Here is a 24,757-nt window from a genome sequence, read left to right as displayed (position 1 = left end):
TTATCAGTCTGAACTGGTGGCAGACCCCGTTTTTTGTGGTATTGGCCGCGCAAAGACGCGATAGCCTAAGATGGTTGCCAAAGAAGGAGGCTCATTCTATTGCCGGGAGCCGCCTCTTTGCGGCTTGCGAGCCCGCTTACAGCACGCGATCGGCGGCGTAGGTGCCGTGCTGCACACAAAGCAGCATGCCATGGGGCACGAGCTGGCCTTTTCCATCGCGCTCGCAATCGATATGGGCTTCTTCCACGTTGCATATGACAAGCAGATGGTCGCCTGCTTGCTGGATGTCGTTCACCTTGCAAACCGTCCATGAAAAGGCGATTTCGGGCACGGGAACGAGGGCTCCGCTTTCAGTAGTCGCGGTGAAGTGAGCGACGTGCGAGGCCTTATCGATGATGTTTCCCGAGGTGGTGCCGCAGTATTCCGCAAGCTTGACGGCGTCGTCGGTCGCGGGGAGCGTGGTGATGCTGCAGGCCTTCGACTCTTGGATAAGCTGCATGGTGCGCGATTTCGCGCGAAGGGCGAAGGCGATGAGCGGTGGATTGTGAGAGAGTGGTGTGACCCAGATAACGGTGGCGAAGCAGGTGTCGCCATGGGTGCCGCATGCGCCGATGATGGTCGTGGGGCGCGGATCTTGCAGTGCGGCGATATCGCGGCCGCTCACTGCGGGATAGTCTTGCGCGTTGCGCGCGGGTGATTCGCTCATGGGGCTCCTTTTCCCAGGTGAGAGATGTCGATTGCGGCTCTCTTGCAGACGAGGGGCTCACCGCCATGAGCGAATCGAGTGCGAAAGCTAGTGCGAGCAGGTCGGCGCGTCGGGAAGCTCGATGTCGAGCGCGTCCGCGGCGTCCTTGCGAAGTTCTTCCAGGGTCAGTTCGTAGCAGGCGAGCGCGTCGATCCAGCGACGCAGGCAGCGGCGGCCTTTTTCCGTAAGCTTGAACAGGCGTTTCGCCGAGCCCTCGACGGGGGTTTCCCACTCGGAAGTGACAAGCCCGGATTCCTCCATGCGCTTGAGCGCGCGATACACGCCCGTCGCGTCGGGCTTCTTGCCGCCGAACATCGGGGAGTTGGCCGCTTGTTGGACGATGATGTAGCCATGAAGCGGGGTATCCGATTGGGCGAGCAAGGTAAGAATGGTGGGTTGGGAAAGACGATTGAGCGATTTGCCCAGCTCAGCGCATTCCTTCAAGTCGTCATCCGACTTTGGATGGCAGCTGCTCCACATAATGTTGGACCTCTTTCGTACACGTATACGTCTGAAACAACTTCTTATTATCGCGCAAACCCAATCAGGCTGCCAATTTTTTCCGAAAGAATACAGGTAGGATGCGCCATTGCCGAGTGATTTTCTGCTTTGACGGTCGCGGGAGGTTGCAAACGACGCGAATCGCCTAAAATATCTGCGGAAAAAGCGCCGCTCGCGCCTGTCGATAAGGAGCTCGCAATATGTGCGGAATCGTGGGATATACTGGCAAACGCCCAGCTCAGGGCATTCTTATTCAGGGATTGACGCGGCTTGAGTACCGCGGCTATGACTCGGCGGGCATTGCGGTGCAAGAAGGGGACGCTCTCGCCGTCATCCACCGCAAGGGCAAGGTCGCGAGCCTGGAGCACACGCTGTCGCACTTCGATTTCCAAGGGACGTGCGGCATCGGGCATACACGTTGGGCCACGCATGGCAAACCGAGCGAGGCGAACGCACACCCCCATACCTCATGCGGCGGCCACATCGCCGTCGTGCACAACGGCATCATCGAGAACTTCGCCGAGCTGCGCGAGGAACTCGAAGGCCGCGGACATGTTTTCACGAGCGAGACCGACACCGAAGTTGTCGCCCATCTGCTCGAAGAGGCCTACCAGGGCGATCTTGTGGCGGCGCTGCGCGAGGCGTGTTCCCGCATCGTGGGTGCATATGGTCTTGCAGCGGTGTGCGACATGGAGCCGGGAGTCATTGCGGTCACGCGTAAGGACTCCCCGATTGTCATCGGGCAAGGGGAAGACGGCGCCTACGTTGCCTCCGACATGATCGCCATGATCGACGCCACGCGCGATGTCGTCATCTTGGGGGACGGCGAGTACGCGCGCATGACCCCAGCGGGCATCGAGTTCACCGACGAGGCGGGGCGCGAAATCGAGCCGCGCATCACCCATGTTGACTGGGACCTCGACCTGGCAGAAAAGGGCGGCTATCCCGATTTCATGCTGAAGGAGATCCACGAGCAGCCGCGCGTTATTCGCGACACGCTTGCCGGGCGCCTGGTGAACGGCGCGCTCTCGATTGACGAACTCGATCTGACGCCTGAGGAGCTCAACCTCATCGACCGCGTCTACGTCATCGCATGCGGCACGAGCTATCATGCGGGTCTCATCGCGAAGAACCTGATCGAGGGCTGGGCGCGCATCCCCACGGAATGCGAGGTCGCAAGCGAATTCCGTTATCGCAACCCCATCATCACCCCGACGACGCTCGTCGTGGCGGTGTCGCAGTCGGGCGAGACGGCCGACACGCTCGCCGCTATCCGCGACGCTCGCGTGAAGGGCGCGCGAGTCTTCGGCATCACGAATGTGGTGGGAAGCCCCGTGGCGCGTGAATCCGACGGCGTCATCTACACGAAGGCGAACAAGGAAATCGCCGTCGCATCGACGAAGTCGTTCTTGGGCCAGGTGGTGAGCTTGACGCTGCTCGCGATGCTGCTTGCGCAGGCGAAGGGCAAGCTGCGCATGAACCAAATCCGCCTTTTGTTCCGCGAGTTGGCGGACACGGCTGAACAGGTCGAACGCATCCTTGCCGAGTGCAAGCCCTCCATCGAGGAGGCTGCGCACGCGTGCAAGGACGCTCGCAATGCGCTCTTCATCGGGCGTGGTATGGGCGCCGCCATCAGCTACGAGGGCGCGCTCAAGCTAAAGGAGATCAGCTATCTGCACGCTGAGGCGTATCCTGCTGGCGAGATGAAGCATGGCCCGATCGCGCTCATCGACGAAGGGTTCCCCGTCATCGCCATCGCGACGAAGAGCCCGGTTTATGACAAGGTCGTCTCCAACCTGCAGGAAAGCAAGGCGCGCGGGGCGATGATCGTCGCCGTTGCCACCGAGGGCGACGAGGACATCAAGCAGCACGCCGACCACGTGATCTATATTCCGAAGGTGCGCGATGCGTTTTCCGCCATCACGGCGAGCGTTCCGCTGCAGCTGTTCGCCCGCGCCATCGCCGTGGAGCGCGGGTGCGACGTTGACCAGCCGCGCAACCTCGCGAAGAGCGTGACGGTGGAATAGGGAAACGGGGTCTTGATGCCTGCACGGAAAGAGGAGACCGTTCGCGCAGTTGAGAACGCCGCCGCCGCGTCGTTTCCCATCGATGGAGCGGTCGGTCTTGGCGTCGATATCGTGGAGATCGCTCGCATGAAAAAGATTCTGGAGCGCACTCCGTCGTTCGCGCGCAAGGTGTTTTCCTGCGAGGAATGCTGCTACTGCGAGGACACGGCCGCACCCGAGGTCCATTTCGCCACGCGCTTCGCTGCGAAGGAGGCCGTGGTGAAGGCTCTTGGAACGGGTTTCACTCGCGGAATCGGAGTGCGCGACATCGAGGTGAAGCGCTCGTCAAAGGGGCGCCCCTATGTGGTGTTGTCGGGTCGCGCGAAGCAGATTGCCCAGGAGATGGGCGTGCGGGAGCTTCCCATTTCGCTTTCGTATACGCACACCGATGCCGTCGCGTGCGCTTTGGCCATTACGGAAGATTCGCGCAAGGCGGCCGAGGAGCGTGTCGACCAGAAGGCCGAGCTCGCGAAGCGCTTCAAGGAGGCGCGCGCAATGCTCGACGAGATTGACGCCCTTGCCGGTGGGGCGACGGGCGACGTGGCTGCAGCAGACGGAGAAGAGGCGCTGGCGTAGTAGGCGAGCTGTCCGGGGAAGCCGTGCCCGCTGGGGGAGCGACATCGATCCAGGCGGGTTGCCTCGGGGGGAGACTGTGCCCGCTGGGGGAGCGACATCGACCTAGGTGGTTCGTCTCGGGGCGCATCGTCCGTCGAGCTTCCGCGTCCCACTCGCCGCGCTGTGTTCGCCGCCGCATGTCAAGTCGCGGGTGCTCGCGTTCTTTCGCCCCAAATCGCTACGCCATGCCGCGAGCATTCCCTCGCTCGTCGCGCCCATCGCGTCCCGCTCGCATGGTGCTCGCGTTCCTTCGCTCGCGTCTTCGCGGCCGTTGCCGCTCGCCCCGTCGGGCCTGCTGCGCCGCGTTGCGCGTGTTCTCTCGCCCCAGTTCGCTCCGCCTCTTCGCGCCCGTTGCATCCGCCGCGACCGACGCACCCGCCTAACCTGCTGCGCCACGCCGCGGGCGATCCCTTCCCAATGCGGGTTCCCTTCCTCGTTGCCTTCCTTAAAAACCCTTCACCTCGCGGGCTCAGAGGTTTTTGTACGAAATCGACAGTAAGTTATGAATTCTCTTCACAAATGAAGACGTTAAACCCCATTCACAAGATATTTGTCCATTAACGTGAGCATTAAGACGAGGATTATCAGCTTGTCTGTACCATTATTGAGACAAGACAACAATTTCTCCATAACTTATCGTCGTTTTTGTACAGGAAGGAGAGGAGCCAGCAGCTGCTTGCGGAGCTTCATCTGCCGACTGCGGAACTCCTCGCTTCGGGGATGGATTCTGTGCCGAAGCGCGCGGGAGAGGATTCGCGCGGTTTTATCGAAAGCAATCAAGTCGTTGAACTGGCGTTTCGTGACGCAGATTTCCGTTATGCCGAGATATGTGAAAACGTTTCGCCGGCGAGCGTCGTTTGCTATGCGCAATGACCCGGTATGCCATTTGTCGCTGTCGTATTCGACGGCGATGTGCGCGTCGGGCCACAACAGGTCGGGGTAGAGAGCGCTCTTTCCTGAAATCTGCTGGATACGCGGCGGGAGATCGATGCACGGGTTGAGCTGCGGATGGGGGAATCCGTATCCTCCCATGCGGTAGGGAAGGCATAGGTGCAAGGCGAGCTGAGCTTCTCGTGGCGAAGCGGCGTTTGGCTGGATGTGGGGCGTGAGCTGGCGGGCGCATTTCACGCCGTGCAAGCCGTTCATCCGGGTAAGCATCTGGTTGATTTTCATTGGCGTGGTCAGGGGGAGCGCGTCTTTCACGCCGTCGCGATATGTCCCGCAGAGCGCGAATGCGATTCGGAGGAATTCGATATCGCTGAGAATTGGTGCGGCTTGGATGAGCGAGAACTCGGGCGAGCAGACATAGATTCCCGGCCCTGCGCAGTAAAAGTCTGCTGGCGTAACGTCGAGGGATGTCGTGTGGAGCGTGGCGGTGCGTGAGTATTTTGCTGCGTGATGTGATTTGACGAGGAGATGGACTTTGCCACCTTGGTACCCTTGCGGGAGAATGCTCGCGGCTGTTGCTATCTCGGCTTCGCGAAGGGGGAATGCCGGAATAGGAAGGGTTTTGGCTTGAATCATGCTCGCCTCGCACGCCCCAGGGTGCGCGAGCCAATAGTGAAGCGCCGATATGTGGCAGATGATGACATCCATAAGCGGGATTGTATCAGGGTATAAGTGCAGATAGATTGAGAATTGAAACATTAGGCAGCTGTCTAATGTTTTACCAAGTATAACGGATATTCCTACCGTTTTCGTCATCTATTCGCTCGGGAAAGGCGTGTATTTCTCGGCTCCGCGGGTCCGCATCGTCGCAATCGCCCGCCCGCCTGCGCCCCCCGCCCGCCTTGCGTTCCGCCTGCCCGCCTGCGCCCCCGCTCCACCGCCTCTGCCCGCCCCGCTTCCCGCCAGCTCACCACCCTCGCCCCGCCCGCCTTGCGCCCCCCCGTCCCACTACCCCCGCTCGTCTTCCAGCCCCGCCCGCCTTCCTCGTCTTTTCGCTCCCGAATGCGCCGATCTCGCCGGGCATGCGATGAAATCGGATAAGATGGTGGGCGGTTTTTGAGACATCGCATTGATTGTGCAAAGGTTATACTCAATCGAGATGACCTTATAGTGCGAAAGGGATTCAAGATGATCGCGTGGAAATATTCGGATGCGAAGTTGTGCGGCCTGCTTCCCGAGCTTGCAGAGGATGCTAACAAATATACGCGTGGGAAGGTGACGCTTGTCGCCGGCTGTTCGCGCTATCCGGGTGCTGCCGCTCTTGCAGGCTTGGCGTCACAGCGCATGGGCGCAGGATACACCGAGGTCATCTGCTCGCCGAAGTCGGTCAATGCCGTCCGCGCGGTAAGTCCTTCCCTTGTCGTCCGCTCGTGGAAGGGCCTCTCTTCTGGTGATTTCCCGTCCGCGAAGGCAGGCCACCCCTCGGCATATGTCCTGGGGCCGGGCTTCGACGCGGCAAGCGAGTCGTGTCAAAAGCTGGCATTCACGGTGCTCGAATCGGCCTGCTCGCCGCTTGTGGTAGACGGGGGCGCTCTCGCATTCCTCGCCACGAAGAGGGGGCGAAAGCTCCTTCGGGAGCGATTCGAGGCAGGGCGGCAGACGATCGTGACGCCTCATGCGGGCGAGGCGGCGCGCCTTGCCGCGCCCTTCGGCTTTCCGACAGACGATGCAAGCGAGCTTGCACGCCTTATCTCGCTTGCGTATGGCGTGACGGCGCTTGTTAAGGGGCCGAAGAGCTTTATCTCCGATGGCGAAACCGTCGCCGTGATGGACGAGGGGACGCCAGCGCTTGCGAAGGCGGGCACGGGCGATGTGCTTGCGGGCATAGTCGGCGCGCTTCTCGCGCAGGGGCTCGACCCCTTCGACGCCTGCGTGCTCGCGGCGACGCTTCACGCTCGAACCGGTCGCCTTGCCGCGTCCGAGCTTTCGCAGCGATGCGTCGTGGCGGAGGACCTGCCGCGCTACCTTCCCCTGGTGATTCGGGATTCGAGACGGCGCGCAATCAGATGAGCCGTCAAGAAATGCACCTGCGTTATTCAACAAGCGAGTAGTAACTATTTCCCATCGAATGCGCGTGGGAGTAGAATGAGCCTGTCAAACGGGACGCTTGGCGCCGAAGCGGGCGCGGCGCCCATCGAATCCGAAGGAGGTCGATCGCTATGGTGGAATTGAGGCGACATGATTGGGGGCTCATCGTTGCGGGTGCGCTTCTCGTGCTTCTCGCGATTTTCATCACCGCGTTTCCCGGGCTGACGATGGCGACGATCACGGCGATTCTGGGAGCGGGATTCCTCGTGAGCGGCATCCTCGACATCGTGGGCTACGTTCGCCTGAAGGGGAACGTCTTCACCTCGCCTTCGCCGTGGATGATCGTGTATGCGGTCCTCGATATCATCATCGGCGTCATGCTCCTGCTGCATCCGATTGTCTTCTCGGGCGTCATATCGTGGCTCGTGGGAATCTTCGTCGTGGCGTTCGGCATCATCGAGATCGCGGGCGCGATTCAGCTGCATAAGTTCAGCATGCCGATGTGGGGCTGGATGGTGTTCTCGGGCATCGTGGACATCCTGTGCGGCGTAGTGTTCTTCGTCTATCCGGCAATGCTCGCTGTTTTCTTGGCGGTATTCGTCATAATGCGCGGCGTTTCCCTTATCATGTACGGATGGCGCGCCGACAGCGTGCTCATGTAGCGTCGCTCAAGGCGGCGACCGCATAGCAAGATGACATGAGGCCCCGGCATCCCGGGGCCTTGTTCGTGAAGGGGATCGATATGCCCGAAGAGCAACAGAATCTGTTCAGCGGCGAAGAATTGGCTGCTCAAACGAGTGATCCGGCGGCGCGTATCGAAGCGCTTCGTCGCGAGATCGAGCACAACAGCTATCTTTACTACGCCCTTGACGCGCCGGCAATCTCCGACGGTGCGTTCGACTCGCTCATGCACGAGTTGCGCGCGCTCGAGGCGCAGCATCCGGAATTGGTCGACTCGTCGAGCCCGACCCAGCGCGTCGGCGGCTATGTAGGCGATCAGTTTGCGCCCATTCAGCACGAGCGCCGCATGTACTCGCTCGACGACGCGATGGATGCGGGCGAACTCGATGAATGGCTCGGCCGCGTGAAGGAATTCTTCGGCGAGATCCCGCCGCTTGTGTGCGAGCTTAAAATCGATGGCTCCTCTGTCGCGCTCACGTTCGAGAACGGGCGCCTGCTGAAGGCGGCGACGCGCGGCGACGGCACGACGGGCGAGGACATCACGGTGAACGTGCGCACGGTGCGAGACGTCCCCTTGCGTTTGCGCGACGAAGCGCTTTCCACCATCCGCAATAACGAGGAACCTATCGAGCTGCGCGGCGAGTGCTATATGCCCAAGTCGAGTTTCGAGTCGCTCAACGCGGCGGCGGAGGCCAACGGCAAGTCGGGGTTCGCCAATCCGCGAAATGCCGCTGCGGGCAGCCTTCGCCAGAAAGACCCTCAGATCACGGCGCATCGCGACCTGTCGACGTTCGTGTATGCCGTGGGCGACGAGCGCAAATTGGCGCTCGATACGCAGTGGGACCTGCTGCAATGGCTGAAGCGCGCGGGCTTTCACGTGAATCCCGACATCGAGCTCGTCCATTCGGCTGAAGAGGTGCATGCGTTTTGCGAGCGCTCGCTGGAGCGCCGTGGCGCCTTGCCCTACGAAATCGATGGCGTCGTCGTGAAGGTGAACTCGTTCGCGCAGCAGGAAGCGATGGGCTACACGGCGCGCGCCCCGCGTTGGGCGATTGCCTTCAAGTTCCCGCCCGAGGAGAAGACAACGCTGCTGCGTGACATCACAGTGCAGGTGGGGCGCACGGGAAAGCTGACGCCCGTGGCCGAGCTCGAGCCGGTGCGCGTGGCGGGCTCCACCGTGGCGCGCGCGACGCTGCACAACGAAGACGAGGTGCGCCGCAAGGACGTGCGCGTGGGCGACACGGTCATCGTGCGCAAGGCGGGCGATGTGATTCCCGAAATATTAGAGCCCGTACTTTCGCTTCGTCCCGAGGACTCGCAACCGTGGGAAATGCCGCGCGTGTGCCCGAGCTGCCAAAGTCCCGTCGTTCGTGAGGAGGGCGAGGTCGACTATCGTTGCATTTCCATTGATTGCCCAGCTCAGGCTGCTGAGCGTCTCATCCACTGGGCAAGCCGCGGCGCCATGGACATCGACGGTATGGGTGAAGAGATCATCGGGCGCCTTATCGAGAGCGGGCGCGTGACCGACGTTGCCGACTACTACACGCTCGACGAGGTTGAGCTCTCGATGCTCGACATGGGGCGCGTGAACAAGGAAGGCGCGCCGATCCGCCTAGGCGAGACAGTGGCGAAGAAGCTCGTGGCGGCAATCGACGAGAGCCGCACCCGCCCCTTGGCGAAGCCCCTGTTCGGCTTGGGGATTCGCCATGTGGGGAAGACGATGGCGGAGGCGCTCGCTGCGGCGTTCCCCTCGATCGATGCGCTCATGGCGACAAGCGAGGAGGAGCTGGCGGCGGTCGAGGGCGTGGGCCCGAAGATCGCGCGCTGCGTGTACCTGTTCTTCCGCACGCCCGACAACATGGCCGTGATCGAGCGGCTGCGCAAGCACGGCGTGTCGCTTGAAGACGATGTGCAGGCTGCAGCGGAAGATGCGCTGCCGCAAACGCTTGCGGGGTTGACCTTCGTGCTGACGGGAAGCCTCACGCAAAGCGGGATGACGCGCGATGAGGCAGGCAGTGCGCTCAAGGCGCGCGGTGCGAAGGTGTCGGGCAGCGTGTCGAAGAAGACGAGCTACGTTGTCGCAGGTGAGGCTGCGGGTAGCAAGTACGACAAGGCCATCGCGCTCGGCGTTCCCGTGCTCGACGAGGACGCGCTTCTGCATATCCTGGAAACCGGCGAGGTGCCTGCGGTGGAATAGGCGCAGGCTGGGCGCCTTTTCGCCTGGCTGTCCCCTCATATGATGAGAGGCCCCTGCGAATGTGCGATTCGCAGGGGCCTCGCTTTCGTTTGCGGTATTCTTGCTGTGTTAACCAGACGCTATTCCATTGGCTTGATGAACATGGCGTCTCCGAAGGAGAGCATGCGATAACGGCTCTCGATGGCGTGGTGGTAAGCTGCCATGATGTGCTCGCGGCTTGAGAATGCGCTTACGAGCATCATGAGCGTGCTTTTGGGCACGTGGAAGTTCGTGATGAGGCCATCGACCACATGGAAGGTGCTGCCCGGCAGAAGGTAGAGGCTCGTGGCGTCGCGATTGCGCGCCGTGATGGCACCCTCGCCTCCGTTCGCCTCGGCGTCCCAAGCGCTTTCCAAACTTCGGGTGGACGTGGTCCCCACGGCAATGACGCGCCCGCCCGCCGCGTGCGTTTCGTTGATGGCGTCGACGGTAGTTTGCGGCACGGTGTAGAACTCGGTGTGCATCTTGTGCTCGGTCGGGTCGTCCTCGTCGACAATGCGGAAGGTGTCGAGTCCCACTTCGAGCTCGACGGTTTCCCAACGAATGCCCTTTGCCTTCAGGCGCTCAATGAGCTCGGGCGTGAAGTGAAGGCCTGCGGTAGGCGCTGCTGCCGAAGCCTCGCGGCGCGAGTACACAGTTTGGTACAGCTCCTCGTCACCGGCATAGTTCTTGATGTAGGGCGGAAGGGGTGTGTGCCCTACGGCGTGAAGCGCCTCGTCGAGCGAGGGGAGCGTCGTGGTGAGGCGCGCGATGCGCTCGCCCTTGGCAGCTGACGCGTCGGCGTCCTGACCTTCGCCCGCCGCCGCTGCGTCCGTCTTTGCGCTCGCCCAATCGACGACCTCGGCGGAAAGCGCGACATTGCCCTGCTTGTCTGCGAAGTCGACGACAGCGCCGCTTCCCGGCTTCAGGCGCTTCCCGGGACGCACAAGCACTTCCCAAATGGCCTGTTGATTGGCTGATTCGGTGAGTGCTTCGTCGAGGTAGAGCTTCGCCTTCTCGCCTTTGACTTCGCGAAGGAGGAACACTTCCGCCTGGCCGCCCGTGCCGCGCTTCGCGCCCAAGAGGCGTGCGGGCATGACGCGCGTCTCGTTCGCTACGAGCAGATCGCCCGGGCGGAGATATTCCTCGATATCGCGGAATATGCGGTCCTCGAGCTCGCCCGTCGCGCGGTCCATCACGAGCATACGGCACGCGTCGCGTACGTGCGCTGGCTCCTGCGCAATCAGCTCTTCGGGCAGGTCGTAATTGAAATCTTCAGTTCTCATGCTCGCCGCCCTTCGCCGTGGCCCTTCGCCTTCCCGGCCCCCTGCGCTCCGCTTCGCGGTGCTCGGGGTTCAACAGTCCACTGGACTGTTGAATAATTGAAATCTTCAGTTCTCATGTAATAATCCTTTGATCGTTGCTTTGCTCTCGACTAATCGTCGATGTCGATGAACGCAAAGTCATCGATATCTTGGCGAGTGTGGACGATTCGCCATACGATAAGGTTCTCGCTGTTGAAAGAATAGAAAATGCGGTAGGGATTGACAAGCCATGATCGGTACCCTTGGTGAGAAAGCCTTTCGTCGACGAAGGGGCGGCCAAGCTCGGGTGTTTTGCAAAGGTGGTCGACCGCTTCGACAATCGAATCGTAGACTTTGCGGGCCGATTTCGGGGATTTCTGCACCTCACCTAGATAAATCACTATCGATTCTAGATCGTGTACGGCGCGAGGACGGTAGAGAGGGACAAGCATTTAAATGCCCCAATGCGCGAAAAGGCGCCCGATTGAATCGTCGACTGCTTCTTTCGTGAGCGATTTCGATTGATACTTCTCCTCGATTTCCGCTTCGCGCAGTTTCTGGACATAGCGTTCGTGCCGCTGTTGCCCTTCGTACACTTCGCAGTCGATAACCACAAGGCTCGCCTTGCCGTTCTTCGTCATGAAAATGGGCTGTTGGCTTTCGCGCGCCAATTCGCATACATCGTTTAGGTTGGTACGAAGGTCGCTGATGGGCCTGATATGCGGTACGGGCAACGGCATAGAATCCCTCCTTTGAACAGAAGGAATTCTATCACGTATTTGTGCAAAAGTTATACGTAAATATATACTACTCTGATTTCTCCAGGGCGAGCAGGGCGGCGCCGGTTGCTCCGACGATTTCGGGGTCGTCGCAGATGAAGAGCTTGTCGCCGATGAGCTCCTCGACTGCGCGCACGACGCCCGGGTTCTGCGCAACACCGCCTGTCATCATATACGCCCCTTCAAGCCCGACGCGCCTCATGAGCGAATACGCCTTGCCCGCCACGGCGCGGCAGACGCCTGCTGCGATATCGGGTTTCTCCTCGTTGTTGGCGATGAGTGAGATGACCTCGGACTCCGCGAAAACCGAGCACATGCTGGCGATTTCCAGGTGCTTCTTGCTTTCAAGCGCTGCTGGCCCCAGCTCGTCGAGGTCGATCTCGAGCGAACGCGCGATCATCTCCAGGAATCGTCCCGTGCCCGCAGCGCATTTGTCGTTCATGGCGAAATCGGTCACTTCGCCTGCGGCGTTAACATGGATGGCCTTGCTGTCCTGTCCGCCGATATCGAGGATGGTGCGAACGTCGGGGTTGAAGTAGTGTGCGCCGCGCCCATGGCAGCTGATTTCGGTGACGTTTTCGTCGGCAAAGGGGATGCTCACGCGACCGTATCCTGTTGCGATAGTGCATCCAACCTGGTCAGGCGTGATGTTTGCGCGTTCGAGCACCTCTCGATACGCGCGTTCGGCGGAGGCTCCCGCCTTCGCGCCCGTTCTTGCAACAACGCTCGCGACGATTTCGCGCGCCTCGTTCATGACGACGGCATTGGTCGAGGTAGAGCCCGAATCGAGCCCGACGACGAAGGTGGCGGCTGTGCTCATAGGTGAGCCTTTCTGACTTGTGAGGCGCTCTGTTTGCAAGGCACCTATCGATTCAAGGAACGCCTCGAGCCGCGTGAGCATCTGCCCACGGCTTTGCGCCGTGCAGTCGGTTTCGAGCGCAAGCATCGGCGTGGATGAGGTTCGCTTGAGCTCGCTGTACTCGTAGGAATACAGGTCGCAGAATTGCACCGTGTGGTAGATAAGCCCGTCGACCTGGGGAAGAGCGTAGTCGAGGAAGGCTTTGCGCGGGGATATGTCACGCATGCGCGCGCAGGGAAGCTGCGTGAGCACGTCGTGCACGTAATGAGTGAGGGCATCCGCTTTTTGGGGCGCGAAATGACGATTAGCGTTCGTGCAGGTGATGTCGAAGGCGATGTTCACGCCGCGCGATTCGAGAATGCGTCTGATTTCTGGGTTCGCGCGTGCGCCCGCAATGCCTACGTTGGGCATCGTGAGGGAGAAGTGCGTCTTCGGTTGCAGGGCGTTGTCGACCTGTGGGACGGCTGGCGCCGCGGTCGCGCTGCGCTCAGAAGCTTCGCAGCCTTCGCTCCGCGCGCCGGCGTCGCCAACCTGGTCGCGGTTGGATTCGACCTGCGGGGCGGCGGCGGACTCGCTCGCATTTCGCTCAGAAGCTTCGCAGCCTTCGCTCCATGCGGCCGAGTCCGCTGCCTGGTCGTTGTAGGTGGAATCCTGTGAAGCAGAGCTCGACTTCGTGAGGCGGAATGAAGGCTGCGAAGCTTCTGAATGGAGCCTCGCGTAGTTGAGCTCCAAGGGCGAGTCGCAGGTTCCTTCCGCTGAACAGATTGTGCCGCCGAGCTGGGCGAACAGTGCCTCTTCCGAAAACGTTGCGTCGGCGAATTCGCCATATGTGCAAAGGAGTTTCCTCACGTTGCGCTCGTATAATGCGCAAGCGGCATCGCCCGTGTCGCGCGGCACGTCGAGCACGTGGATGAACAGGCTAGGGGCTTGCGCGCGCAACGCATCGGCGAGACGGCGCATGCTGTCGCAGCAGGTGGTCAAAACGATGCCGTCGAAGTTGCCTGCGACGATGGTCTCAAACGCCGCTTTCGCGAAACTGCACATGTTGGCATGCATGCAGGTTTCGGCGGCATCGAAGCTTACGAGGCTCTCATCAGGTTCGATGCGCTCCATGCGTGCGCCCATCGCCTCAAGTGCTTCGACGGGGACGTATTTGCAAACGTATCCGATGCTCATTGCGCACTGCCCTTCGGATCAGCCGTTGCGCCCTGCGTGCCGCCCGTCTGGTCAGCGCTCGCATTTTGCGCACCGCCCTTCGTCTCGGCGGCCGCGCCCTGCTCGTCGTCTTCCGCTCGCTTCGCTGCAAGTACTTCGAAAAATGCTTCGAGGCGCGTCTTTATTTGGCCGTCGTGGCTGTTGCGCTCGTCGATGCCGTCGCCGTCAAGCTGCAGAAGGGGCACGCCGGCCTCATGCAGGTGCTCGCGCAAAATCGCACTTCCGCCTGAAGACTGCTTGCACCCCCAATGGCAGAAGTGGATGACGCCGTCGGCGTGGGTTGCGTTGAGCAGGCGGTCGATGAGTGCGAGTTTGCGCTCGTAGGGGCCGCTCATCGCGTTGCCGATGAGCTTTTTGGCGAGCGCGCGGAACGGGTCGGCGTCGGCGAGGTCGCTCATTGTGCAAAACGCCATGTCGGCCGCGACGATTTGATGCGCCGGGCTGTAGTCGAAGGCTGCTTTCAGGCTTTGCTGATAGTACGGCATGAGATGCACCCAGAGAATCTTGTCGCCTGTAAGCTTCGGCGCGCGCTTGATGTCGTCCACCATGAAGCGCAACAGGTCGCGCAGCTCCTCGCTTCCCGCTGAAAGCTGCATGGCGAGCACGAAGAACAGGTGGTGGATGAACTCGGACGGATAGAAGTGCTCGGCCTGCAGGCGCATGAATTCCCAGGCGAGGTCGTTTGTTTCCCGCTCGACTTCTAAAAGATGCGAAAGGCGACCCTCGTCGAAGGGCACGCTCGTCAGCTCTTCGAGAGTACGCGTGAGCTCGCGCAACTGAGCAGCGAGGTAATCGACCGATTCGTCATCGCCTTCGTAGGGCACATCGAGCAGCACCATGGGGACGTCCATGCGTTGCCCCAGTTGGCGAAAGGTGCTCAGGTTGCCATCGCAGGCGCAAGAGGTGGTCACGGCAAGCCGCGGCGCATGCAGCACGCCCGTTTCCATCATCCCCATGACCGTTTTGTGGTACGTGCACAGTGTGGGTGCGATGCCCGCTTCCTGTGCGCGATCGATGAAAAACGGCGCGAGATGGTATCCCGAGAAGAAGCTCGCCAAGCATTCGACGCTCACGGTCCCCAGCCCGAAGCATTCCATGATCTCTACGGGTGCGAACACGTTTCCCCACACGTAGTCGTTTTCGTGTCCGAGCTGGTCGGAGACGAGGCCAAGCGTATAGGCTTCAAGCTTGTGGTAGCCGCGCGCCGCATGGAAGTTGGGAAGATGGCGCGACCCCCAGGTGTTTCCGCGAAACCCGATAAGCGCATCCCGCCAGCCGCGCTCGGGGTCGGTTGCGCACGTGCGCTTCACATGGTCCATGTAGCGGTGTATGGGGTCTGCGAAGGGTCTCACTCTGATACTTCCTGTTTTGCCTGCTCGCGAAGTGATTTGAGGATTGCTCGCTTGCGGGCTTGCTTCTTATCGTAGGCTGCGCGTGCGGCTCGATGATCCTTGAGCTCTGCCTCGGCGGCGGCTATTTCGGCGGCGTGTTCCGCGCGTTCGGCCTGCTTCGCGGCTGCTCGTTGCGCCTTGCGCTCCGCGCGCTCGGCGGCTGCTTCCTCGTCGCTTATGCGGCAGCCGCAGTAGTTTTGGCGATACATTCCGAGCGCACGGCTTCGGCGCGTGGCTTCGTCGTAGTAGGGGCGGAAGTCCTCGAAGATGCCTGTGATTCCAGCTCGGCTGGCAGCTCGCTGCACTTCTTCCTCGATGACCTGGGTATACTGATAAGGGCTTACGGAAAGCGTGGTGCCGATGCCGTCGTAACCCTGCTCGGCGGCTACGCGTGCTGTCTCTTCGAGGCGAAGGCGATAGCATGCGCGGCAGCGCGCTTCCCGGCGTGCGGGGTCAACGGAGAGGACGTCGGCGCGAAGGGGAGTGCGCTTGCGGGGGTCGCCCGTGCTTTGCTGGGTGCCCGAGGAGTTCTCGCCCGCGCTGGGGTTGTCCGCAGCGGGGTCGCTCGCGTCGTGGTCGTCTGCGGCGGGTTGTTCCTGCTCGCGGGCTGTGCGAACGTCGGCAAGCGCTGCGTCTCCGATGCGTCCAGCGGTGTTTTCCCAGGTGGCAGGGTCGTAAGAACCCTCAATGACGGGTAGGCCCTCGCTTTTCGCCCAATCCTCGAGCGTGACGAGGCGGTGCGCGTACTCTTCTTGAGGCGCGATATTCGAATTCGCGTAGTAAATGGTGATGTCGTGCCCAGCCGCTTGAAGAAGGCGCACGGGCTCGAGCGAGCACGGCCCGCAGCATGCATGCAATAGCAGTTTCATCTGCGGCTCCTCTCGCATTCGTGGATTCAACCCATCGATACTAGCACAGGGCCGAACCCCTCTTGTGTCGCCGTCGACGAAACCGCCAAACCTCAATGTTTGGCGGAGCGCCCGGCGAGAAACCCCGTGCCTCGTTTTCCGCACTTTGCATGTTCACCGCGCCGCCGAGTGCCCGAAAGCCTCCACTCTTTTATACTGTTGTTCGTATCGAATTTGCAATCCGCCCCCTGAGGCGGTCTTTTTCTGGGAAGGGTCTTTCATGGCGAACACGTCATATCGCGCGATCTTGTTTGACCTCGATGGCACGTTGTGCCCGATGGAGCTCGAGGAATTTCTGGGCAGCTACTTCAAGGACATCGCGCATTTCGCGGTTGAGCAGGGCGTCGATGGCGAGAAGTTCGCGCGCGCGTTTGGCGCCGGCGCTTCTGCCATGGGCAAGCGCGTGCCTGGTGGGAAGACGAACCACGACGTGTTCTGGGACACCTTCTTTACCATGTTTGACCGCGATGGGGCGGATTGGGAAGAGATGTTCGCGCGCTACTACGAGACGCGCTTCGGCGCTATCGGCGAGGGCGTTCAGGCGAATCCCGCGACGCGCCGCGCCATCGACGCGCTCGTCGCGAAGGGATATCCGCTCGTGCTCGCGACCCAGCCGATGTTTCCCCGCCGCGCGGTCGAGTGGCGTCTTGCGTGGGGCGGCGTGGGAGATGCGCCGTTTCGCTATATTTCCACGTATGAGAATTCCTCGGCGGTGAAGCCGCAGGTGGAATACTATGCTGAAATTCTCGCAAATTGCAGTCTTTCCGCTGATGAGGTGCTTATGGTGGGCAATAACACGCTTGATGACCTGGCGTCGGCAAAGCTCGGCTGCGATGTGTATCTGGTGACTGACCATCTTATGGACCCCGAGGGCCGCGGGCTTGAGGGCGTGAAACATGGCACGATGGATGAGTTCGCAGCGTGGGTGGACGACCTTCCGACCTGCGATGACCCTGCGACGATCGAGGGAGGCGCGAACTAGCATGGCGCTTTTCGACTGCACGTGCGACGCTCAGAGCGGCAACGCCCGCGCGCTTACTTTCACGACGGCGCACGGCGATTTCCACACGCCCATGTTTATGCCTGTCGGCACGTCCGCCACGGTGAAGGGAATCACCCCGCCGCAGCTTCGTGAGCTGAAATCCCAGGTCGTGCTTGCAAACACCTACCATCTCTCGCAGCGCCCCGGTGAGGACGTGGTTGCGGAAGCCGGCGGGGTGCACAAGTTCATGAACTACGACGGGCCGATGCTCACCGACTCGGGCGGATTCCAGATCTTCTCGCTTGCCGATACGCGCAAGCTCGACGACGATGGCGTCACCTTCCGCTCGATTTACGACGGCAGCTATGTGCGCTGGACGCCCGAGGTGAACATGCGCATCCAGGAAGCGCTCGGCGCCGACATCGCCATGCAGCTCGACCAGTGCCCGCCGTATCCCGCGACGCGCGAGTTCGTCGAGCGCGCGGTCGACCTGTCGGCTATGTGGGCGCGCCGTTGCCTGGCAGCGCACAAACGACCCGATCAGACGCTCTTCGGCATCGTGCAGGGCGGCATGAACCTCGATTTGCGCCTGGAGAGCATTCGCCGCTTGCGCGAAATCGAGGACGAGAGCCTGGCTGCGGGCGGGCGCCGATTCGGCGGCTTCGGCATCGGCGGCTACTCGGTGGGCGAGGACCACGAGACGATGTTCGAGACGTTGGGCCAGGTAGCGCGTGCGCTGCCCGACGATCGCCCGCGCTATCTCATGGGCGTGGGCAATCCCACCACGCTCGTGCGCGCGGTGGGCGAGGGCGTCGACATGTTCGACTGCGTGCTTCCCACGCGCACGGCCCGCATGGGCACGGCGTTTTCGAGCCAGGGCCGCATGAACATGCGCAACGCCAAGTACACGCGCGACTTCACGCCGCTCGACCCCGAGTGCACATGCCTGACCTGCCAAAATCACACGCGAGCCTACATTCGCCATCTTGTGAAGCAAGACGAGATGCTCGGCGGCATCTTGCTTTCCATTCACAACCTGCACTATTTGCTCGACCTCATGCGCCGCGCGCGCGAGGCCGTGCTTGCCGATGCGTATGCCGAGTTCGAAGCGCAGTGGATGGCAAGCCCCGCGGCGAAGGACTACTAAGATAGAATCCGCCCGGTATCGAGGCTATCGGCGCCGGGCGGCTTCTTCCATCGGGAAAACTTGCAAATTCGCGGCGGACGGTGCCGGCAACGAGGCGTGGTCTCACCTGCCCATCACCCGAACAGCGACTTGAACTCCTCGCAAAACAGGACCGCTATGGGGTTGCTGATGTGGCTTTTTCTGACCATGCTGAACGTCACGTTCTCCCCGTCTTCGATCAAGATAGAGCGCATGCCGAAGCCGAAATGGTCGTAGGGGCTGAAGTTGGGGGTGATGCCGTAGTCATCTCCGCCGATCACCATCGCCTGGTTCATCGATTTGCCGATTTTGGGCACAAGTCCCTTTTTGGCAAATACATCGGTGAGCCACTGCGTATAGGCGTGGCACCTTTCCTTCTCGAGAATGCGCATGTTTTGATCCGCGAGCTGCTCGAGTGTAACCGTCTTGTTTTCCCCGTAGCGATTCGCCTCGGTAATCCAAGCGCAGAGGGGAAGCTCGAACAGATCGTGATACTCGAGCCCTTCTTCGTTCATCGTCGGAAGCCTAATCGAGAAAACAACGTCGAAGGTGTTGCGAATCAGCTCTTCTCGGTAATCTCGATATTGCGTATCGGTGATGCGGATAGAGACTTCGGGATACTTCTTCTCGAAGTGGGTGAGCATGGGATGGACGGCCTCGTTCAGCTTCGTGAAGCGCAGACCTGCGCCGATATGGAGCTCGCCCGAGATTGAGGGACCGTGGCTCAACTGGCTGATGGCGGAATTGTACTCGCGCACCATGTGTGACGCACAATCCCGAAAAAGCTTTCCGTTGTCGGTGAGATGAACCGACTTCGTGTCCCTTACGAACAGCTGGGTGTCAAGTTCCTTCTCGATATTAATGATGTGCTTGCTGAGGGTCGATGTCGTCATGTGCATCCGCTCGGCTGCTTCGCGGTAGTTCAGAGTCCTTGTCAGGCACAAGAACTCCTTTATCCACTGGACATCCATGCTTCCCCCAAGCCTAGACTAGATAATGAATAAAACCAGGCTATTCTGACGTCCACTCGATGTCAAGCTTGGGGATTTGGCATATGCCACTCGTCGGGAACGATCATGTTCTGGCATTCTCCTCGTCCCTCTGCAGCAAGGGGCTTGCGCGACAGCCCGCACAGGTTGGCGCACATCACTTCGAATCTCTCGCAATAGGCGGCCACGGAAACCGCCTCATGAGTCAAATCGGCCCCGCAGCGCTCGCATCCCACGAACTTCGGCTCACCTTTCGCCTGGATATCGAGGACATTGAGCCATCCGCAAGAGCTGCACGTTACAGCTTTCTGCCGTGGAGGGCGGCAGCCTCCGCACAAAGGATTGCAACCCCAGCACATATCCACTCCTTATAAACGAATAGGCCCGCCCGGCGCGAGAGAACCGGGCGGGCCATGCGATATGGTTACGAAACCGAAAGTACCTCTACCTCATAGACGAGGCTCTTTCCCGCCAGGGGATGGTTGAAGTCGATGTCGAACGTCAGGTCGTCAGCTCGCACGATCTTCGCGGGAATGGGTCTTTGCGTGTTCCGTGGACTGGTCCACATCACTTCCATTCCTTCTTGAAGGGAGAATCCGTCCTCGATCGTCTCTTTGAGGATGCGCTTCTGAACGGCGCTCGGGTCGATATCGCCGTAAGCCATGCCGACGTCGATAGTCCGCTTCTCACCAGGCTCGGCACCCTTCAGCCCTTCCTCGAGCTTCGGCATGACCATATGCATACCGAAGGTGAGTTCGAACGGCTCGCCTTCGTGGCTGTCGAAGAAGGTTTCGCCGTCGTCGGTCTTTCCCACGTAGTGGAACGTGATGGAGTTCATCGGATTCCCCCTTTTGATTCGTTACTCGACCTTTTGACGGTCGTCGAGTTTCTGCTCCTCGCGCTGCAGAGCCAGCTTGAAGCTGGTGTTCGCCTCGCTCTCACCGAGAGCGGAAGCGTCGGCAACGGAGTACTCGATCTCATTGCTCTTGGCGTTCTTGACCTTGTCAACAACGCTGGTGGTGTCGATTTCTTCCTGCCAGTTGAGCGGCTCGCCCTCGCGCGGCACGAACAGAACCTGCTTATGCTTGCGCTTCAGATCCTCGCACAGCTCGTCGATGGTGCCGAACTTCATGGCCTGGCACAGGCAGTGGTGGACGCAGGTGGGAACCTTGCCCTTTTCGACGCGGTCGGCGCACAGGTCGCACAAATCGGTCGGAATAGGAATCTTGTTCCAGTTCATCTTGCGGTTGTCGATGGGCCACGGGCCGTCGTTCCACACGCGGATTCCGTACTTGCCTACCGGGAAGCCGTGCTCCTCTTTGCAGGCGACCTCGCAGCTGTGGCAGCCGGAGCAGAATTCGTAGTCGATGAGAAGTCCGTAGTTAGGCATTGCGCCCCTCCTTCCAGTTGCTGACGGCAGGACGGTCGTATCCGCCGGCGATGAGTTCTTCCTCGCTCATCATGTCGGCGAGGCTTCCCTTGGTCACGCTGCAGAGCAGGCACTTGAAGGGGGCGCCGAAGCCCATCTTGCCGAAGTGGAAGTTGGGGACGAGGTTATTGATGTTGGAGCGGAACACGCCATAGAGATGCGGCTCGTTCGGATCTTCCTCGGGGTACCACCAGCCGTGGTCAGCGTGTGTGACGCCGGGCTTGACGATTGCGGAGACGTTGGCGCGCAGTTCGCAGAAGCCGAACTGGTTCTTCAGGACGCACATGTCGTTCTGAACGATGCCGAGGGCCTCGGCATCGACCGGGTTGATGTCGAACGTAGGCTCGGGGTGAATCTCGCGCAGGTAGGGGATCTGGCGACCCTCGGAGTGGAAGAACTCGTAGCGGCGGGAGCCGGAGGTGAGCACGAACGGGTATTCCTCGAGCATCTCAGGCGTGGAGACCGGGCTGTACTGCGGCTCTTCGAAGTACGGCAGCGGATCGTCGCCGAAGCGCTGGAACATGGTCGACCACAGCTCGACGCGGCCGGTCGGGGTGTTGAAGCCCACGGCGCCGTCGCCGCGAAGCAGGCCCTTTTCATACTTGCGATAGGTGCAGCCGCGCTGGACGCAAACCTTCTCGCGCGCTTCCTTCAAGGAGATGTTGCCCTGCAGGCGGAACTTCTCGATGAAGTTGGTGAAGTCGGTGAACTGTTCGTTCCAGAAGTCGGGCTGCAAGCGATGGCCGAGTTCCCAGCCGAGCTCCATGTCGGACTTGGTCTCGCCCACGCGCTTGATTGCCGGGGTCATGATGCCGTAGGTGACGGGCAGCGAGCTATAGTGGGTGAACACGACGCCGTCGCGCTCTGCAACCGTGGTCAGCGGGAGCATGAGGTCGCAGGTAGCCTGGACGGACGGGGTCATCCACACGTCGAGGCCGATGTTGAACTCGAGGCTCTTGATCATGGCGTCGTGCCAACGGCGAGGCTCGGCGGAGGTGCAGGCAATCAGGTTGTTGCCAGCGAACAGGCCCATCTTGATGGGGTAGGGCTCTTCGGTCTCGAGCGCCTTCAGCATGAGGTCGGCGTGGGCGTTCAGGAGCATGCCGCAATATGCTGGGTACTCATGCAGTCCGATGAGGGCGTCTTTGGTCTCGTCGGACATGATCTTGAAGCCGAAGCCAGGCTCGTTCAGAGAGTCAGCGAAGCCGCCGATGATGTTGCCGCCAGGGACGTCGATGTTTCCGGTGATGGCCATGAGCGCCATGACGCAGTGGGCCATCTGCTGGCCGTTGGCCTTCTGGTCGGTTGCGAGGCCCCATGCGATGGATGCTGGCTTTGCGTTGGCGTACATGCGGGCAGCGCCGATGATGTCCTCTTCGGGAACGTCGCAGATCTCTGCCGCGATGGCAGGGGTCATTGCCTGGACGCGCTCGGCGAGCTGGTCGAAGCCGTAGGTCCACTTATCGACCCAGTCATGGTCGTAGAGATTCTCGTTGATGATGACGTTGAGCATCGCCATGAGCAGAGCCGTGTCGGTGCCGGGGCGCAGGCGCAGGTTGTACTCTGCGCGGGTGGAGACCCAGTTGGAACGCGGGTCGACGGTGATGAGCTTCGCGCCGCGCTTCATGAGGTCGATGACCGAGTGGCCGAAGAAGCCGTCGGGGTTCGAAGGCAGCGGGTCCTTGCCGACGAGCATGATGACCTCGGGAACCTTGAACTCGGGGTTGTCGTAGGTGCCCTCGAGGCCGCCTGCGAAGTCGATTTCGGGATACACGGCACCCAGAACGTAGGCGGAAGCTGCCATGCGGGGCAGGTAGCACGCGTAGCCGGACTGGGTGTAGCAGTAGTTCGGGGTTGCGAACACGGCTGCCGCATAGGGCATGAACGTGCCGCCCTCTCGGCCGGTGCCGGCCCAAACAGCCACGGAGGTCGGACCGTACTTGCCGGTGATGCGCTTCCACTCGGATTCGATGAGGTCGAACGCCTCGTCCCAGGAGATGCGCTCCCACTTGTCGGCCTGGCCGCGGAACTTCGGATCGCGCTTCATAGGATACTTGATGCGATCCTGATGGTTGACGTAGTCCTTCAAGGTCAGGCAGCGAACGCACAGACGGCCCTTGGTGACTGGCTGGTTCTCGTCGCCCTCAACCTTGACGAGCTTGCCTTCTTCGTCGGCGTAGAACTTAACGCCGCAGCCTACCGGATGGCATCCCGGAGGCGACCACACGCAGGAGCGGGTGACAGTCAGTCCCTCTTCCTCGAATCGCCAAGGCTTGCCGATGTCGTCTTTAAACTCCATTTCTCCTCCTCTGAATTGCTTCTACGGAACGGCCCGTTATTGAGTCATCCCGTCCACCCAAGTTCAATATAGTTACGGCTCACGGGGATGTGAATCGATGATTGCGACGCATTACTGTTTCCAAAACGGATATAAAACGAGATGAGCGCTCAGGGACGTAGATAATTCGAAATAAAAAGGGCACCGAGTGATCGGCGCCCTTGAATTCCCGCGGTATTGTATTGTCGGTCGCCTTAGCGCAGCTTTCCTCGCAGGCCGAACGCGGCGATAAGCAGGCCGATGCCGAAGCAGGGAACCAGCACGACCCAACCGGCCATGGTGTAGCCGAGGGATGCGACCACGCCGCCGAAGAAGGTGGAGCCGATGAACATGCCGACACTTTGCGAGCAGGCGAGCGCTGCAGTAGCGCCGGAAATGAGATGCGACGGAACGACTTCGGAGCAGGAAGCCCACAGCATCGCTGCAACGCCGCCGCCGGTGATTCCGTTGAGGATGACGACGATGATGTAGATGCGCCAGTCGGTCACCCAGAAGGCGATGAGGCCGAAGAGAACTGCGCAGATCATACAGAACACGAGGATCTTATAGCGCGATCCGATGGCGTCGGAGATCTTGCCGGAGATGGGGCTGAAGATTGCTCCCCACAAAGCGCCGCCGGTAATGAAGGCGGATGCAATCACCAGAGAGGCGTTCATCTGGGAGTGGATGTAGGCGGACAGGAAGCCCTGGCTGGCGATGAAGGCTCCCTCCTCGATGAAGAACAGTGCCGCAAGCATCCAGACGACCTTGTTGCCGAACAGCTCCTTGTAGGAGAATTTTGCCTCGCCGCTCTTTTCGGCCTTGTCAATGTAGGGATCGGACGGATCGCGGTACACGATGAGGAAAGCGATGAGCACTACGATGTCGACGATGAAGTAGAGCCACCAAACGGACTCGAGGGAGCCGGTCTTTCCGAACACGGCGGTGTTGACGAGGGGTGTGATGCTGTTTGCTACGGCAACCCACATGCCCCAGAAGCCGAGCGGTGCGCCACGGCGCTCCTTCGGGAACCATGGCGTGATGGCCACGACGCCGATGACGCCCATAAGACCGAAGCCCGCGCCCTGGATGAAGCGGCCGACCATGAGCAGCGGCACCGACAGCATGGGGATGACCAATGCGCCGATCAGGTTGCCCACAATGCCGCAGGCAAGTGCGATGCAGACCGACTTGCGCACGCCGATCTTGCGGACGAACGAAGCGGCGGGGAACGCAATCAATGCGCCCAGGATGTAGAAGCATCCGTTCAGGATGCCGAGCACATTCTCGCCGAAGCCGAACGTCTGCATGATGACAGGCGCGAGCCACATCGTCTGTCCCATGTTCGCCGGCATGCAGAAGCCTGCGAGGAACACTACGACGACTACCGCCCATGCCCTCCCCACGGACATGGTCCCCTTCTTCGGGGCGCTTTCAACAGCTGAACTCATATCTCCTCCTCTGAGTTGCTCTTGTCTGCGAAGTTGTTTGTTCGCAGAGCCCAATGAATCCCCCCATGAACAAGCTACCATCGAGAAGGGTGGGGCGTGAATCAACGATTGCGACGCATTGATGTTTCCAAGATGGACACAAGGAAGAATACGTGAGTTAGCTGTTGAA

The 24,757-nt window shown here is 60.7% G+C and carries 22 protein-coding genes; 7 read left to right on the top strand and 15 right to left on the bottom strand.

Annotated features, from left to right (window positions below):
* Positions 1-136: 136 nt before the first annotated feature.
* The gene (locus tag Q0G85_RS02270) at positions 137-706 is read right to left on the bottom strand and encodes a flavin reductase family protein (protein ID WP_297154328.1); all 570 of its coding nucleotides are present in this window, start codon (positions 704-706) and stop codon (positions 137-139) included.
* Between the two features lie 87 nt (positions 707-793).
* Positions 794-1,225 carry a PadR family transcriptional regulator gene (locus Q0G85_RS02265; protein WP_297154326.1) on the bottom strand — a complete coding sequence of 144 codons (432 nt, stop codon included), beginning with the start codon at positions 1,223-1,225 and terminating at the stop codon, positions 794-796.
* Between the two features lie 221 nt (positions 1,226-1,446).
* Between Q0G85_RS02265 and glmS the strand changes: the two genes are divergently transcribed.
* Together glmS and acpS are read left to right on the top strand one after the other, a co-directional pair.
* On the top strand, positions 1,447-3,273 hold the full coding sequence (gene glmS / locus Q0G85_RS02260; RefSeq protein ID WP_297154324.1) for a glutamine--fructose-6-phosphate transaminase (isomerizing): 1,827 nt from the start codon (positions 1,447-1,449) through the stop codon (positions 3,271-3,273).
* Positions 3,274-3,288: 15 nt separating this feature from the next.
* Complete coding sequence (gene acpS, locus Q0G85_RS02255; protein WP_297154323.1) at positions 3,289-3,888, top strand: holo-ACP synthase; 600 nt, start codon at positions 3,289-3,291, stop codon at positions 3,886-3,888.
* Positions 3,889-4,560: 672 nt separating this feature from the next.
* Here the strand turns inward: acpS and Q0G85_RS02250 are convergent.
* Positions 4,561-5,523, bottom strand: a complete 963-nt coding sequence (locus Q0G85_RS02250) for a hypothetical protein (RefSeq protein ID WP_297154321.1) — start codon at positions 5,521-5,523, stop codon at positions 4,561-4,563.
* 480 nt (positions 5,524-6,003) lie between these two features.
* Between Q0G85_RS02250 and Q0G85_RS02245 the strand changes: the two genes are divergently transcribed.
* The 3 genes from Q0G85_RS02245 to ligA all read left to right on the top strand — a co-directional run bounded on the left by Q0G85_RS02245 (position 6,004) and on the right by ligA (position 9,781).
* Entirely contained in the window at positions 6,004-6,885 is an 882-nt protein-coding gene (locus Q0G85_RS02245) for an NAD(P)H-hydrate dehydratase (RefSeq protein WP_297154320.1), read from the top strand.
* 149 nt (positions 6,886-7,034) lie between these two features.
* Entirely contained in the window at positions 7,035-7,565 is a 531-nt protein-coding gene (locus tag Q0G85_RS02240; RefSeq protein ID WP_297154319.1) for an HdeD family acid-resistance protein, read from the top strand.
* A gap of 80 nt (positions 7,566-7,645) precedes the next feature.
* Positions 7,646-9,781 (top strand): NAD-dependent DNA ligase LigA, encoded by a 2,136-nt coding sequence (gene ligA / locus Q0G85_RS02235; RefSeq protein ID WP_297154318.1) that lies wholly within the window; start codon positions 7,646-7,648, stop codon positions 9,779-9,781.
* Positions 9,782-9,900: 119 nt separating this feature from the next.
* Here the strand turns inward: ligA and queA are convergent, their stop codons facing one another.
* From queA to Q0G85_RS02205, 6 genes are all read right to left on the bottom strand, one after another.
* Positions 9,901-11,085, bottom strand: coding sequence for a tRNA preQ1(34) S-adenosylmethionine ribosyltransferase-isomerase QueA (gene queA, locus Q0G85_RS02230; protein ID WP_297154317.1), 1,185 nt, complete (start codon positions 11,083-11,085; stop codon positions 9,901-9,903).
* Positions 11,086-11,234: 149 nt separating this feature from the next.
* Positions 11,235-11,555 (bottom strand): type II toxin-antitoxin system RelE/ParE family toxin, encoded by a 321-nt coding sequence (locus tag Q0G85_RS02225; RefSeq protein ID WP_297154316.1) that lies wholly within the window; start codon positions 11,553-11,555, stop codon positions 11,235-11,237.
* Entirely contained in the window at positions 11,556-11,843 is a 288-nt protein-coding gene (locus Q0G85_RS02220; RefSeq protein WP_297154314.1) for a type II toxin-antitoxin system Phd/YefM family antitoxin, read from the bottom strand.
* A 67-nt stretch (positions 11,844-11,910) separates the two neighbouring features.
* The gene (locus tag Q0G85_RS02215) at positions 11,911-13,917 is read right to left on the bottom strand and encodes an acyl-CoA dehydratase activase (protein WP_297154312.1); all 2,007 of its coding nucleotides are present in this window, start codon (positions 13,915-13,917) and stop codon (positions 11,911-11,913) included.
* Positions 13,914-15,308 (bottom strand): 2-hydroxyacyl-CoA dehydratase subunit D, encoded by a 1,395-nt coding sequence (locus Q0G85_RS02210; protein ID WP_297154311.1) that lies wholly within the window; start codon positions 15,306-15,308, stop codon positions 13,914-13,916. Before Q0G85_RS02210 ends, Q0G85_RS02215 begins: the two co-directional genes overlap by 4 nt.
* Positions 15,305-16,216: an epoxyqueuosine reductase QueH gene (locus Q0G85_RS02205; RefSeq protein WP_297154310.1), complete on the bottom strand. Its 912-nt coding sequence runs from the start codon at positions 16,214-16,216 to the stop codon at positions 15,305-15,307. The genes Q0G85_RS02210 and Q0G85_RS02205 overlap by 4 nt, the downstream gene beginning before the upstream one ends.
* A 259-nt stretch (positions 16,217-16,475) precedes the next feature.
* On the opposite strand from Q0G85_RS02205, the gene Q0G85_RS02200 reads away from it, so the two are divergent.
* The gene (locus tag Q0G85_RS02200) at positions 16,476-17,237 is read left to right on the top strand and encodes an HAD family hydrolase (RefSeq protein WP_297154309.1); all 762 of its coding nucleotides are present in this window, start codon (positions 16,476-16,478) and stop codon (positions 17,235-17,237) included.
* 1 nt (position 17,238) lies between these two features.
* The gene (gene tgt / locus Q0G85_RS02195; RefSeq protein WP_297154308.1) at positions 17,239-18,384 is read left to right on the top strand and encodes a tRNA guanosine(34) transglycosylase Tgt; all 1,146 of its coding nucleotides are present in this window, start codon (positions 17,239-17,241) and stop codon (positions 18,382-18,384) included.
* 113 nt (positions 18,385-18,497) lie between these two features.
* On the opposite strand, the gene Q0G85_RS02190 is transcribed toward tgt, so the two are convergent.
* From Q0G85_RS02190 to Q0G85_RS02165, 6 genes are all read right to left on the bottom strand, one after another.
* Positions 18,498-19,373, bottom strand: a complete 876-nt coding sequence (locus Q0G85_RS02190) for a LysR family transcriptional regulator (RefSeq protein ID WP_297154306.1) — start codon at positions 19,371-19,373, stop codon at positions 18,498-18,500.
* A 62-nt stretch (positions 19,374-19,435) separates the two neighbouring features.
* Positions 19,436-19,750: a hypothetical protein gene (locus Q0G85_RS02185; protein WP_297154304.1), complete on the bottom strand. Its 315-nt coding sequence runs from the start codon at positions 19,748-19,750 to the stop codon at positions 19,436-19,438.
* Positions 19,751-19,815: 65 nt separating this feature from the next.
* Complete coding sequence (locus tag Q0G85_RS02180; protein ID WP_297154302.1) at positions 19,816-20,229, bottom strand: peptidylprolyl isomerase; 414 nt, start codon at positions 20,227-20,229, stop codon at positions 19,816-19,818.
* Between the two features lie 21 nt (positions 20,230-20,250).
* Positions 20,251-20,781 (bottom strand): 4Fe-4S dicluster domain-containing protein, encoded by a 531-nt coding sequence (locus tag Q0G85_RS10325; RefSeq protein WP_367116854.1) that lies wholly within the window; start codon positions 20,779-20,781, stop codon positions 20,251-20,253.
* The gene (locus Q0G85_RS02170; RefSeq protein ID WP_297154300.1) at positions 20,774-23,119 is read right to left on the bottom strand and encodes a molybdopterin-dependent oxidoreductase; all 2,346 of its coding nucleotides are present in this window, start codon (positions 23,117-23,119) and stop codon (positions 20,774-20,776) included. Before Q0G85_RS02170 ends, Q0G85_RS10325 begins: the two co-directional genes overlap by 8 nt.
* Before the next feature lie 233 nt (positions 23,120-23,352).
* A complete protein-coding gene (locus Q0G85_RS02165; protein WP_297154298.1) occupies positions 23,353-24,588 on the bottom strand; it encodes a nitrate/nitrite transporter in 1,236 nt (411 codons plus the stop codon).
* Positions 24,589-24,757: the final 169 nt, after the last annotated feature.

It is taken from the genome of uncultured Ellagibacter sp., assembly GCF_934617235.1.
Lineage (GTDB): Bacteria > Actinomycetota > Coriobacteriia > Coriobacteriales > Eggerthellaceae > Ellagibacter.
The sequence above is the reverse complement of the archived record's forward strand: the minus strand, read 5'-3'. Positions and strand labels throughout refer to the sequence as shown.